Source organism: Sphingopyxis sp. (assembly GCF_019459305.1).
Lineage (GTDB): Bacteria > Pseudomonadota > Alphaproteobacteria > Sphingomonadales > Sphingomonadaceae > Sphingopyxis.
On sequence record NZ_JAIBES010000150.1, the window covers coordinates 1 to 13396 of the forward strand.

At 65.2% G+C, this 13396-nt stretch carries 8 protein-coding genes; 1 reads left to right on the top strand and 7 read right to left on the bottom strand.

The genetic code is table 11. The annotated features are described in order from the left end of the window. The 5 genes from K0M74_RS18470 to K0M74_RS18490 form a co-directional block, all read right to left on the bottom strand. A partial coding sequence (locus K0M74_RS18470; protein ID WP_293975793.1) for a hypothetical protein occupies positions 1-1535 on the bottom strand: 1535 nt, incomplete at its 3' end. A 73-nt stretch (positions 1536-1608) separates the two neighbouring features. Next, complete coding sequence (locus tag K0M74_RS18475; RefSeq protein ID WP_293975795.1) at positions 1609-3777, bottom strand: primosomal protein N'; 2169 nt, start codon at positions 3775-3777, stop codon at positions 1609-1611. Positions 3778-3821: 44 nt separating this feature from the next. Beyond that, on the bottom strand, positions 3822-4076 hold the full coding sequence (locus tag K0M74_RS18480; protein WP_293975797.1) for a helix-turn-helix domain-containing protein: 255 nt from the start codon (positions 4074-4076) through the stop codon (positions 3822-3824). A 46-nt stretch (positions 4077-4122) separates the two neighbouring features. Continuing rightward, positions 4123-5208, bottom strand: a complete 1086-nt coding sequence (locus K0M74_RS18485) for a PepSY domain-containing protein (protein WP_293975799.1) — start codon at positions 5206-5208, stop codon at positions 4123-4125. Positions 5209-5302: 94 nt separating this feature from the next. Further along, a complete protein-coding gene (locus K0M74_RS18490; protein ID WP_293975801.1) occupies positions 5303-7441 on the bottom strand; it encodes a TonB-dependent receptor in 2139 nt (712 codons plus the stop codon). A gap of 209 nt (positions 7442-7650) precedes the next feature. Between K0M74_RS18490 and K0M74_RS18495 the strand changes: the two genes are divergently transcribed. Beyond that, a complete protein-coding gene (locus K0M74_RS18495; protein WP_293975803.1) occupies positions 7651-9954 on the top strand; it encodes a patatin-like protein in 2304 nt (767 codons plus the stop codon). A 113-nt stretch (positions 9955-10067) separates the two neighbouring features. Here the strand turns inward: K0M74_RS18495 and dnaJ are convergent, their stop codons facing one another. After that, a complete protein-coding gene (dnaJ, locus tag K0M74_RS18500; RefSeq protein ID WP_293975805.1) occupies positions 10068-11189 on the bottom strand; it encodes a molecular chaperone DnaJ in 1122 nt (373 codons plus the stop codon). Between the two features lie 152 nt (positions 11190-11341). Further along, complete coding sequence (gene dnaK, locus K0M74_RS18505; RefSeq protein WP_293975807.1) at positions 11342-13249, bottom strand: molecular chaperone DnaK; 1908 nt, start codon at positions 13247-13249, stop codon at positions 11342-11344. Positions 13250-13396: the final 147 nt, after the last annotated feature.

A 13396-nucleotide genomic window follows, 5' to 3' on the forward strand; every position in this document is an offset into this window, starting at 1 on the left:
CCCCCCGGGGGGGGGGCGTTTCCTTCGCGCCCCCCCCCGGAGCGCTGGTCGCGCATCGCCTCCAGCCGCGCGAGGATTGCTTCGCCCTGACCATTGTCGTGCGGGTCGAACGCCACCGTTTTGGCGAGCCGGATCGCCGGATCGAACTGGCCTTGGTTCGCGAGCGAAAAGGCATAGGCGATGCGCATTTCGATATTTTCGGGGGTCAGTGCGAACGCGCGTTCCAGCGCCTTGATCGCCATATCGCTCGGCCGCTTTCCTTCGGCCAGAAAACTGTCGAAATAGGCGTAGAGCGGTACCGCATCGTCGGGGTCGGTGCGGTTGGCAAGCTGTATCGGTCGCCGCGCCTCGCGCCAGGCCGCGGGATCGGTCTCGCCCGTGTCGTGAAGATCGAAAATCTTGATCCGAGCGAGCAGGACATTGGCGCGGACATGATCGGGTTTTGCCACCAGCACCTTGTCGACCGCGGCGCGCGCCGCCGCCATATCGCGCGTCTCGCGGTCCATTTCCCATTCGGCGGCCGCCAGCTCGAACTGGAGATCGGGATTGTCGGGAAACTTGGCCGCCAAGGTGCGCAGCGCGTCGCGCACCTTGGTCATCCGCGTTGTGTCACCGCCGGCGTTGAGCCGCTCTAGCCGCGCCATGATCACCGCATCTTCGTCGGCAGACAACGGAACGATGCCGATATCGGTTGGCACCGGGATCGGGTCGCGCGTCGTGCGGTACGACAGTCGCGCTTCGACATAGCGATTGAGCTCCTTGTCGAGTTGGTCAAGATCGCCGAACGCGTCGGCGGCGGCTTGCCGCGGCTCGGTCCCAGCGTTGATCGCGTTGGTATAGACGTTGACCTGCTCGCTGCGCACCGCATTGTGGAAGAGCATGTGGGTGAGCAGCCATGATCGGCCGTAATAGGTGTCGGTCTGCCCCAGACTGCGCATCGCACTCGGCGGCTCGAACAGGACGCGTTCGGCCGGCATCTTAGGAAGCATCAGCAGGCCATAGGCGCGGCGATAGACGGGCTGGCCGATCATCGCGCGACCGTCCTTGTCGAAATCGACAGTCGAATAATATTCGGCAAACCCCTCGATAAACCAGCCGGGAAAGGCGGCGCGCAAATGCCGTTTCATGAAATGATGACTATATTCGTGGAACAGCATCTGCTGCGCCGATGAAGTCCCCCGGACATTGGCGTCCTTTTGGCGGTGCGACATCGCAAAGGCGCCATCGCGGCCGTGCCGATAGAAGCCGACGATCGGCGCCTTGCGCGATCCGGTTGCCAATTCGGCAACATCGTCGCCCGATGGGAGCAGATAGATCGGAAGCCGGCTTTCCTCGCCCTGCTGCGCGACATTGAACACGACGCGCAACGTGGTGTCAAAGCGTTGGAGGTTGGCGGCAAACTCGCGGAGCTGCTTTTCGTTGCTCTCGCTATAGATGATGAAACTTTCGGTATCGGCGCGCAGCCATTTGGCGTGCGCGGGGCTGACCATCGCGGCCAGCGTCACTGCGACCGAAATCATGCGAATCCTTTGCATGCCGCTGCTCCCCCGGTTGGCATCTTGCCTCCTTGCTGCCAGCGCTTCGGGTTACAGTAAAGGTCTGTCAGACCTATACAAAGCTATACGGATCAATATCGATCGCCAGCCGCGCCTTGCTGGGCCAGTCGATGCTGGCGACCCAGTCGCGGATCGTGCCTTGCAGGTCAAAACTGCGCGGCGCGTGGAGGAGCAGGCGGAAGCGGTGGCGGCCGCGCAGCATCGCCAGCGGGGCGGGAGCGGGGCCATAGACCGCGAGCCCTTCGGCAACCGGGGCTTTCGCCCCAAGCCGCTGCGCGACGCCGCGGGCGACTTCGATGTCTTCGGACGAGATGACGAGCGCGGCGAAGCGGCCATAGGGCGGGGCGCCCGCCTGTTTGCGCGCCGCGGCTTCGGCGGCGTAGAAACCGTCGCGGTCGTTGGCGACCAGCGCCGCCATGACGGGCGCATCGGGCACGCGCGTCTGGATCAGAACTTCGCCGGGCTTGACCCCGCGCCCGGCCCGCCCCGCGACCTGCGCGATCTGCTGAAAGGTGCGCTCGGACGCACGCAGATCGCCACCGTCGAGGCCGAGGTCGGCATCGACCACCCCGACGAGGGTGAGGTTGGGGAAATGATAGCCCTTGGTGACGAGCTGGGTGCCGATGATGATATCGACCAGCCCGCCCTCGACATTGTCGACGAACTCGGCGGCTTTCGCGGGCGACCATAGGGTGTCGGAGGTGACGATCGCGACGCGCGCCTCAGGAAAGCGCAGCGTAATCTCGTCGGCGACGCGTTCGACTCCGGGGCCGCAGGCGACCAGGCTGTCCTCATCCTCGCATTCGGGACACAGCCGTGGCGGCGGCATGACATGGCCGCAATGGTGGCAGGCGAGACGGTGGACGAGGCGGTGCTCGACCATCCACGCGGTGCAATTCGGACACTGAATGCGGTGGCCGCAGGTGCGGCAGAGGGTGAGCGGCGCAAAGCCGCGGCGGTTGAGGAAGAGCAGGCTCTGCTCGCCCTTTTGCAATCGGTCGGCGAGTGCGTCGACGAGCGGCGGCGCGAGCCAGCGGCCGCGGTCGGGCGGGTCGCTGCGCATGTCGATTGCGGCGAGGTCGGGCAGGGTGGCGCCGCCGAAGCGCGCGGGCAGGACAATGTGGCGATAGCGCCCCGCCTCGACCATCGCGAGGCTTTCGAGCGCCGGGGTCGCGCTCGCCAGCACCACCGGCAGCCCCTCGAAATGCCCGCGCATCACGGCAACGTCGCGCGCGTGATAATGGACGCCGTCCTCCTGCTTGAAGCTCGTCTCATGCGCCTCGTCGACGACGATGACGCCGAGCCGGGCATAGGGGAGGAACAGGGCCGAGCGCGCGCCGACGATGATCTTCGCCTCACCCGAGGCAATCGCATGCCAGGCGCGGCGGCGCTCCGTCGAGCGGAGGCCCGAGTGCCAGGCCACCGGTTCGCAGCCGAAGCGCGCGGCGAAGCGCGTCAGCATCGGTTCGGTCAGCGCGATTTCGGGCAGCAGGACGAGCGCCTGTTTTCCCGCGTCAATCGCGGCGGCGATCGCCTCCATATAGACTTCGGTCTTGCCCGACCCGGTAACCCCGTCGAGCAGCAGCGTCTCGAATTTTTCGGCGACGACGGCGGCGGTCAGTTGCGCGGCGGCGGCAGTCTGTTCGCCGGACAGGTCGGGCGGCGCGAACGTAGGATCGGGGTGGGGGTATGGCTGATCAGCTGATACCGTCACCGCTTCGAGCGCGCCGGTGGTCACGAGGCCGCGGATCACTGCGTCGCTGACCTCGGCGAGCGCGGCGAGTTCGCGCACCATGCCCTGCCGGACGCCGATCTTTTCGAGCGCGACGCTACGCTGCGGAGTCATGCGCCCGGGCAATTTTCCGGTGGCGCGATATTCCACAATCGGGCGCCTGGCGTCGGCAAAGGCTACCCCGGGCAGTACCATCCGCAGCACCGACCCCGGCGGGGCGAGATAATAGTCGCTGGTCCATTCGACGAGGCGGCGTAGCGCCGCGCCGATCGGCGGGACGGCGACGACTTCGTAAAGATTGCGCAGGCGATTGTCGCCGACTGCCTCGGGCGCGCCGAAACTCGCATCCTCCCACACCACCCCGCCCATCCGCCGCGGCCCTAGCGGCGCGATCACGACGCTGCCGAGCGGCGCGTCGCTGCCCTGCGGGACGCGATAGTCGAGCGGGCCGAGGGCGGCAGTTAAGAGGAGGACGCGGGCGCGGGTCATGGACTGCGCAGGATATAGGGCGGCGGGTAAAATAGGAAAGCGCGCTAAACCTCGCCGAGCCGATACCCGATGCCGGGTTCGTTGCGGATCAGGGTCGGCGCTGACGGATCGGCCTCCAGCTTCAGCCGCAAAGCCCGGACGACGACGCGCAAATAATCGCTGTCGCCGACATGCGCCGGTCCCCACACGCGGCGCAGCAGATCCGCATGGGTGACAAGGCGGCCGCCCGCGGCGATCAGCGCCTCCATTACCGCAAATTCGCGCGGGGTCAGCGTCACCCGCTCACCCCCCGGCGCCATGTTGATCGGGGGTTGGCGCCGTTAAATCGGCATTAAAATCATGCCGTCAGGTTGCCGCGAGCGACGGTCGTGCGAACCGTTTTGCGGGTTTCGGCCGCCGGAACCAGAAGGTCCACATCGTCAAGCTGCCGAGCAACGCCAGCGCTAATCCCGACGCGGTCAGCAAAAGGCGATACGGCAGGCCGCCGACTTTCCCGGCATGCAGCGGATAGGCCATGTTGAACGCCTGCGCCCCCGCAGGCATCGCCAGTGCGTCGCGCGCGCCGAGCAATTTGCCCGTTTCGGCATCAAACCACAGAGTGGAGCGTCCGTTGGGCAGCCATTCGCCGCGCTGTTTCATCCGCAGACTGATCGGGTCGCCGGGCTGGCGTGGTTTGCTGAGGATGCGGAATTCGGCATCGGGAAAGCGCGCGCGGGCAGTGGTCAGCATCGCGGTCCAGTCGGGTTCGGCATCCATCGGGCCACCCTTATATTTCGGCGGCTCGAGCGCCTTGGCCGTCTCCGCAACCGGGCCGAATGGTGCGACGACGATCGCGGCAAAGGGTCGGAAGATCATCATCGTTCCGGTGACGACCGACAGCAGCAGGAGCGGCGTGACAACGATGCCGAGGTCGCGGTGCTGCGTGACGATCGCCGGGCGGGTCATCCGTTTCGGCCACAGCCGCAGTTTGAAGATCTTGCGGGTGCGCCACCACAGGATCACCCCCGAGATGACAAAGAACAGCCCGGCGAGGCCGGCGATGCCGATCACCCATTCGCCCGCATCGCCGGTGAACAGATGGTGGTGGAAATCGAACAGCCAGATTTCGGGGCGCTCCCACTGGCTCGCCCAGCGCGCCACGACCTCGCCCGACTGGCTGGCGTAGAGCCCGGCGCCCTCTTCGAACCGCATCTGGTGTAGCCCGAGACGCTGGCTGGCGTAGATGATTCCCTGCGGATCGCCCCGCATCGCCATCAGCTTTTCGGTTGTCGCGGCGACGGTCGCGAGATCGGTGACCTGCGCGTCGCCCGCATGCGGCAGGCCGATCCACGCTTCCTTATGAACGAGGATTGCGCCCGACAGGCCGAGCAGCGCAAGCACGAGGCCAATCAGACCCCCGGTCCAGCGGTGCAGCGTGTCGAGCAGTTTCATCACTTTGCCAGTACTATTGTAGCATCATAAACCGCCCGTTCCCCCGCCTTCGCGGGAACACGGGCCTTTATTGCTGGCTGGTTTAGGGGCACCATCAGAAGCGAGCATCCCAGCCGAGCGTAAACGTCCGTCCGCGGCCGGCGAAATTGAAGAAATTATCGGTCGGGCGCTGGGTGTCGCTCGCGTAGCTGATATACTGTTTGTCGAGCAGATTCTGCACCGCCAGGCTGATGCCACCGATGCCGGTCTGGTAGCGGACGATCGCGTCGGTCAGATTATAACCGCCGAAGTCGTTGCGCGGGTCGCGGTTCGGGCCTTCGAAGCTGCGCGACAGATAAAACTGCGTCTGGACGCGCGCCGATAGCGGCCCGTTAACATAGGATGCGGCAAGGTTCAGGCGATCAGGCGAGATGTTCGCGCCGTCGAGGTCGGTTTCGACCACACCATCACCATCGTCGTCAAAGCGGCCGACGATATGGGCGTAGCCCGCCGACAGCGTCAGCCCGTCGATCGGCATCTTGACCGCCAGGTTGATTTCCAGCCCCTCGATCTCGACGCGCTGGCGCACGACGTCGAAAATGCCGTCGGGGCGGGCGATGAGCAATTGTCCCTTGGTGCTTGACGACCAAAAATAGCTGGCGCTGGCATCGAGCGGGCCGCGCTTCACCTCGAACCCCAGTTCGCGATTGTTGGAAATGATCGGCGAAATATCGAGGAAGTCGTCGATATCGACCCCGGGGGTGCGCACCGCGCGGGTGATGCGTCCGACGTCGGGGACGGTGTAGCCCTCGGCATAGCTGGCGTAGGCGCGAATCCCCCTGATCGGCTCGACGATCACGCCGCCGTTGAGCAGGATATCGTCAAAGGTCGGGCTGCCGCCCGCGACAAAAGTGCTGCCCGACGAGGCGAGGGTCGTATAATCGTCGATAGTGATCTTCACATTTTCGTAGCGCGCGCCGCCGGCAAGGCGGACGAGGCCATCGAACAATTTCAGGTTCGCCTGCCCGAACGGCGCGAGGCTGCGGAAATCGGTCGGCGGCACCCAGGCGCGGTCAGTCGCGATCAGCCGTTGTTCGGTCGTGTCCCACAGCGCGTCGAAGCCGGCGATCAGCGTCAGCGCCTCGAACCCCGGCACCTCGCGTTCGTAGCTGAGCTTGCCGCCGATCTTGCGGCTGCGGTTCTGCGACTGGTCGAACAGCGTGCCGACGGGGGCGATCGAAGCGTCCTGAAAGGTTGCGATCGGGTTGGGCTCGCCGCCGAAGGTGTCGCGGCTGCGGTTCCAGAAAATCTGGCTGACAAAATTGCCGCCGCCCAGGTCCGGATCAGTCAGCGACAGCGCGACGCTTTCGGTGCGGCCTGTCGCGGGGATGCCCGGCGGGGTGCCGCGGCGCTGGCTGGTCGGCAGTCCGGTCGCGCGGCTGCCCGCGACGACGATATAATCGCCATCGCCTTCGAGTTCGAAGCGGCTGGCGATCAGGTCGAGCCGCATCGTGTCGGTCACTTCATAGCCGAAACGCCCGAACAGCGAGAGCGTTTTTGAATCCATGGTCTCGCCCTGCGTCAGGTTGATCCCGACCGGGCGCCGCTCGCCATCGCGAAAAATGCCGCGCAGTTCGTAGGTCGCGCCGACCGAGGCGTCGAAGCGCCCGGTCTTGTACTGGATCAGCCCCGCGAGCTTGCCGCCCATCCCCGCCTTGGAAAAATCATTGTCGGCAGTGCCCTGCACCAAAGTGCGGCCGCTGACGCCGTCTTCGGTCGGTGCGCCGACGGTGACCTGGTTGACGATGCCGCCGGTGCCGCCGATCCCCTGCAAGGCGTTCGACCCGAAGATCAGCTCGACGCGATCGACGAAAAAGCCGTCGATGGTGAACCCGTCGCGGCTGCCGTCGCGCAGCGGGGTCGATTGCGCGATGCCGTTGATCGCATAAAGCGGCGAACGCCCGCGCAGCGTCTCGCCCGCTCCCGAAAGCTTCTGGCGCGTCGGCGAAAAGCTGGGGGAAAGCGTCGCGACCGCGTCGGTGACCGATCCGGAAATCGCGAGCTGCTGGTCGAGCGCATCCTTGTCGATGATGTCGATCGTCAGCGGCAGCGCGCTTGGCGGCAGGATGGTGCGTGCGGCGGTGACGATGATCGTGCTCTCGCCGGTGGCGGCGTTATCGGGGGCTTCCTGCGCGAAGGCGGGGACGGACAGCGCGGTGGAAGCCAGCGTAGCGACGAGCAATTTGCGAATCATTCTTAACTCCTGTTCGAAGCGCCGCTAATGCGAGCGATTTGCATATGCAAGAGCTTTCGCGACGAAGCTGGGCGCTAGCTGCATCGGTTAATCGAGCTTATCCACTTGGCTCGACACGAACGGAAATTGAGGGCGACGCTTTTACTGTCAGCCAGACCTCTTGGCGGAGAGGGTGACGTCGCACCCCAAACCGCGCTATCACCGCTCGCATGCGGGAAAAGGAACTGCGCTTCGCCCTGATTTGCTACGGCGGCATCAGCCTCGCCGTATATATGCACGGCATCACCAAGGAAGTGTGGCGCCTCGCCGCGGCGTCGCGGGCCTTTCATGACGGCGCCCCCCAACAAGGCTCGGGTGCGGTCTATGGCGAGCTGCTGACCGCCATCGCCACGCGCACCAATGTCCGGCTGCGCATCCTTGCCGACATCGTCGCGGGGGCGAGCGCGGGCGGGATCAACGGCATTTTCCTCGCGCGCGCGCTCGCGACCGGGCAGTCGCTCGATCCGCTCACCGACCTGTGGCTCGACAGCGCCGACGTCGACAAGCTGATCGACCCCGACGCGCGGCCGCTGTCGGCGGCGACCAAATTCTGGGCGGTGCCGATCGCCGGCTGGATGATGAAAAAGCGCGGCAATGTCATCGACCGCACCGTCGGCCATGGCGCGCAGGACGAGGTGCGCGCGAAGCTGTCGCGCTTCGTGCGCGCGCGCTGGTTCGAGCCGCCATTCGGCGGCGAGACGTTTGTGAACCTGCTGCTCGATGCCTTCGATGCGATGGAGCAGGGCCCGCGCGGGCCGGTACTGGTGCCGGATGGCCAGCCGGTCGACCTGTTCGTGTCGGTCACCGATTTTGCCGGACACAGCGTGCCGCTGGCGCTCAACAGCCCGGCGCGGGTGACCGAGGACGAACATCGGCTGATGCTTCATTTTCGCGAGGACAGCCGTACCGGCGCGCGGCTCGACGATGTGCCAGGACTAACCGCCGCGGCGCGCGCAACCGCCAGCTTTCCGGGCGCCTTTCCGCCCTTCACCTTGCGCGAGCTTGACCGGGTGCTGGACAAGCGACAGATCGACTGGCCGGGCCGCGATACCTTCATCCGCACCCAGTTGCCCGCGACCGCGGAGGGCGATCCCGCCGACCGGGTGCTGATCGACGGCTCGGTGCTCGCCAACGCGCCCTTCCGTCCCGCGATTGCAGCGCTGAAACAGCGCCCGGCGCGGCGCGAGATCGATCGGCGTTTCGTCTATATCGACCCCAAGCCCGATTATCGCTCGATCAGCTTCGGCAAGCCCGCGGCGACCGAAGAGGCACGGCTGCCGGGTTTCCTGCCGACGATCCTCGGCGCGCTCTCCGAAATCCCTCGCGAACAGCCGATCCGCGAGAATGTCGAAGCGATCGAAGGCATGTCGCGCCGCATCCGCCGCATGCAGCATATCGTCGACGCGATGAAGGTCGAGGTCGAGGAACAGGTCGCGGCGCTGTTCGGCACCACCTTCTTCCTCGATACGCCGACGGTCGCACGGCTCGAAAAATGGCGGGCGAAAGCGCAGGATCAGGCGGCGGCGCGCGCGGGTTTTGCCTATTCGCCCTATGGCCATCTCAAGCTGTCGGCGGTGATCGAGGAACTGGCCTCGCTGATCGACCGGCTGCTGCCGCCCGAGGGCGCGGTACATCAGGCGAACCGGCGGCTGGCCTTATGGGACGAGGCGCGGGCGCGCGGGCTCGACCGGATCTCGGGCAAGAAGGGCGCGGGGGCAAGCGGCGATGCCATCGCCTTTTTCCGCACCCATGACCTTGGTTTCCGCATCCGCCGCCTGCGTTTTCTGGCGCGCGAACTCGACACCGCGGTCGAGGCGACGCGCGATGGCCGCGATCCGGTATGCGAGGATATGCGCGAGGCGATCTTTACTGCGCTCGGGCTCTATCTCGATCGGCAGGGCGATGCGTGGCTCGCGGGTCTCGACCTGCCCGCCGACGCGGGGCCAGGCGACTGGATCGACGCGGTCGCCGCGCGGCGCGACCTGACCGCGATCGACGGCCAAGCCGATAAGCTGATCGCCGCGGCGCTGGCGGCGATGCCGAAGGATGATCGGCGGACGCTGCTGCTCGCCTATCTCGGCTACCCCTTTTACGATATCGCGACCTTGCCTTTGCTGCAGGGCGAGGGGTTCGACGAATATGACCCGATCAAGATCGACCGCATCTCGCCGTCCGATGCGACCGCGATCCGTACCGGCGGCGCGGCGGCGATGCTCAAGGGCATCGAGTTCAACAGCTTCGGGGCTTTCTTCAGCCGTGCCTACCGCGAGAATGACTATCTGTGGGGCCGCCTGCACGGCGCCGACCGGCTGATCGACATCGTCGCGAGCAGTGTGGGCGGCGACAAGGGGTTGTCGGCGGAAGAGTTGAAGGCAATCAAGCGCCGTGCGTTTCACGCGATACTGGATGAGGAGGAGGGGCGGCTGCCGAAGGTTGCGGGGTTGATCGCGGAGTTGAGGGGAGAGATTGGGTAGCATATCCCGTCATTGCGAGCGGAGGGAAGCAATCCAGAGCGGTTTACGCCTACTCTGGACTGCCGCGTCGCTTTGCTCCTCGCGATGACGACGTTGAGGGAGCGACGAGCTACCTAATCCCGCAAATCGTCCCACATATCCTTGATTCGCCCGAAAAAGCCCTGGCTCGCCGGACATTCGTCGCCGGTCTCGGTCTCGCGAAACTCGGCGAGCAATTCCTTTTGGCGGGCGCTGAGCTTCGTGGGCGTTTCGACATCGACCTGCACGACCAGATCGCCATGGCCGCGGCCATTAAGCACCGGCATCCCGGCGCCGCGCTGGCGCAATTGCTTGCCCGACTGGATGCCCGCGGGAATGTTGATGTCGTGCTTGGCACCGTCGAGGCCGGGAAGGCTGATCTCGCCCCCCAAGGCCGCCGTGGTGAAGCTGATCGGCGCGCGGGTGAACAGCGTGGTGCCTTCGCGTTCGAACACCTTGTGCCGCGCCATGTGCAGGAAAATATAAAGGTCGCCCGGCGCCGCGCCGCGCGCGCCGCTCTCCCCTTCGCCCGACAGGCGGATGCGGGTGCCTTCGTCGACCCCGGCAGGGATGTTGACGGTCAGCGTCTTGCGCCGGTCGACGCGGCCTTCGCCATGGCATGAGTTGCACGGGTCGGCGATGACCTCGCCCGCGCCCTGACAGGTCGGGCAGGTGCGCTCGACCATGAAGAAACCCTGTTGCGCGCGTACCTTGCCGTGACCGGCGCAGGTCGCGCAGCGGCTGGTCTGGGTGCCGGGCTTGGCGCCCGATCCGTCGCACGCGTCGCAGCGCGCCGCGACATCGACCTGGATCTCGCGGGTGATCCCGGTGAAGGCATCCTCCAGCCGGATTTCCATGTCGTAGCGCAGGTCAGCGCCGCGCGCGGGACCGCGTTGCTGCCGCCCGCCGCCGAAAGCCGAGCCGAAGATCGATTCGAAAATATCGCCAATGTCGCCGAAATCGGCCCCGGCCCCCGGCCCGCCGCCGCCGCGCACGCCTTCCTTGCCGAACCGGTCATAGGCGGCGCGCTTTTGCGGATCGCGCAGGCAGTCATAAGCTTCGCTGATCGCCTTGAAGCGGGCCTCGCTGTCTTTGCACCCCGGATTCTTGTCGGGGTGAAATTTCATGGCCAGTTTGCGGTACCTGGACTTCAGCGTTGCCTCGTCGGCGGTGCGATCGCATTCGAGCAGTTCGTAATAGTCGATGTCGAGACTCATGGTCGGCTCATGCCCCTGAGGGTGCATCCCTTCGAGACGGGCCTTCGATTTCGCTCAGTCCCTCCTCAGGGCGAACGGATAAAGATACACCGTTCGCCCTGAGGAGCCATTGAGCTTGTCGAAATGGCGTCTCGAAGGGCATGCCCTAACGCTTATTTCTTGTCGTCTTCGACTTCGGAGAATTCGGCATCGACGACATCTTCGTCGGTCTTTGCCTCGCCAGCATCGTCGGCGCCGGGGGACGCGGCGGCCTGCTGTTCCTTCTCGTAAATCGCCTGGCCCAGTTTCATCGCGACCTGCGCGAGCGCCTGGCTCTTTTCGGTCATCGCGGCGCTGTCGCCGCCTTCGACCGCGGTCTTGGCTTCGGCCACCGCCGCTTCGATCTCGGCCTTCAGCGCCGCGTCGACCTTGTCGCCATGCTCGACGAGCTGGCGTTCGGTCGAGTGGATCAGGCTTTCGGCGTTGTTCTTCGCTTCGGCGGCTTCGCGGCGCACCTTGTCCTCTTCGGCGAACTGCTCGGCGTCCTTGACCATCTGGTCGATGTCCGCGTCACTGAGGCCGCCGCTGGCCTGGATCTTGATCTGCTGTTCCTTGCCGGTGCCCTTGTCCTTGGCGTGAACCGACACGATGCCATTGGCGTCGATGTCGAAGGTCACTTCGATCTGCGGCACGCCGCGCGGGGCGGGGGGAATGCCGACCAGATCGAACTGGCCGAGCATCTTGTTGTCCTGCGCCATTTCGCGCTCACCCTGGAACACGCGGATCGTCACCGCCGACTGGTTGTCGTCAGCGGTCGAATAGACCTGCGACTTTTTGGTCGGGATCGTCGTGTTGCGGTCGATCATCTTGGTCATGATGCCGCCCAGCGTCTCGATAACCAGCGACAGCGGGGTTACGTCGAGCAGCAGCACGTCCTTGACGTCGCCCTGCAGCACGCCGGCCTGGATCGCGGCGCCGATGGCGACGACTTCATCGGGGTTCACGCCGGTGTGCGGTTCCTTGCCAAAGAAGTCCTTCACGACTTCGCGCACCCGCGGCATGCGCGTCATGCCGCCGACAAGCACGACTTCGTCGATCGCGCTCGCCGAAATGCCGGCGTCCTTGATCGCCTTCTTGCAGGGTTCCAGCGTGCGCTTGACAAGCTCTTCGACCAGCTTTTCCAGGTCGGCGCGGGTGATCGTCTTGACCAGATGCTTCGGCCCGTTGGCGTCGGCGGTGATGAACGGCAGGTTGACCTCGGTCGTCGCCGCGGACGACAGCTCGATCTTCGCCTTTTCGGCAGCTTCCTTCAGGCGCTGGAGCGCGAGCTTGTCGCCGCGCAGGTCAATGCCTTCGTCCTTCTTGAAGGTATCGGCGAGGAATTCGACGACCTTGCTGTCGAAATCTTCGCCGCCCAGGAAGGTGTCGCCGTTGGTCGACTTCACTTCGAACACGCCGTCACCCACCTCGAGGATCGAGATGTCGAAGGTGCCGCCGCCAAGGTCATAGACCGCGATCGTCTTGTTCTCGGTTTTGTCGAGGCCGTAGGCGAGCGCTGCCGCGGTCGGCTCGTTGATGATGCGCAGGACTTCAAGGCCGGCGATCTTGCCAGCATCCTTGGTCGCCTGCCGCTGGGCGTCGTTGAAGTAGGCGGGAACAGTGATCACCGCCTGCGTCACGGTTTCGCCCAGATAGCTCTCGGCGGTTTCCTTCATCTTCTGCAGGATGAAGGCGGAAATCTGCGACGGCGAATAATCCTCGCCGCCTGCCTTGACCCACGCGTCGCCGTTGGTGCCCTTGACGATCGTGTAAGGGACGAGCTCGGTATCCTTCTTGGTGATCGGATCGTCGAAGCGGCGGCCGATCAGGCGCTTCACTGCGAACACGGTGTTTTCGGGGTTGGTGACCGCCTGGCGCTTGGCCGGCTGGCCGATCAGGCGCTCGCCATCCTTGGCAAAGGCCACGATCGACGGCGTCGTCCGCGTGCCTTCGACATTTTCGATAACCTTGGGCTTGCCGCCTTCCATCACCGCGACACAGCTGTTGGTGGTGCCGAGGTCGATCCCGATCACTTTTGCCATTTGTTACTCGTCCTTGTTGCTTCTGCGGCGCCCTGAAAAGGCACGCCTGACATGGGGTTCTGGGCGCGATATAGGTGCGCTAATCCTTGGCACAAGGGCTTTGAAGGCTTATCGGGGATGCGAAATCATGCACCGTCACGGAGTCCT

Coding starts and splice junctions, on each gene's coding strand:
- dnaJ (WP_293975805.1), bottom strand. CDS start 11,189: ATGAGTCTCGACATCGACTATTACGAACTGCTCGAATGCGATCGCACC.
- K0M74_RS18480 (WP_293975797.1), bottom strand. CDS start 4,076: ATGGCGCCGGGGGGTGAGCGGGTGACGCTGACCCCGCGCGAATTTGCG.
- K0M74_RS18475 (WP_293975795.1), bottom strand. CDS start 3,777: ATGACCCGCGCCCGCGTCCTCCTCTTAACTGCCGCCCTCGGCCCGCTC.
- K0M74_RS18495 (WP_293975803.1), top strand. CDS start 7,651: ATGCGGGAAAAGGAACTGCGCTTCGCCCTGATTTGCTACGGCGGCATC.
- K0M74_RS18490 (WP_293975801.1), bottom strand. CDS start 7,441: ATGATTCGCAAATTGCTCGTCGCTACGCTGGCTTCCACCGCGCTGTCC.
- dnaK (WP_293975807.1), bottom strand. CDS start 13,249: ATGGCAAAAGTGATCGGGATCGACCTCGGCACCACCAACAGCTGTGTC.
- K0M74_RS18485 (WP_293975799.1), bottom strand. CDS start 5,208: ATGAAACTGCTCGACACGCTGCACCGCTGGACCGGGGGTCTGATTGGC.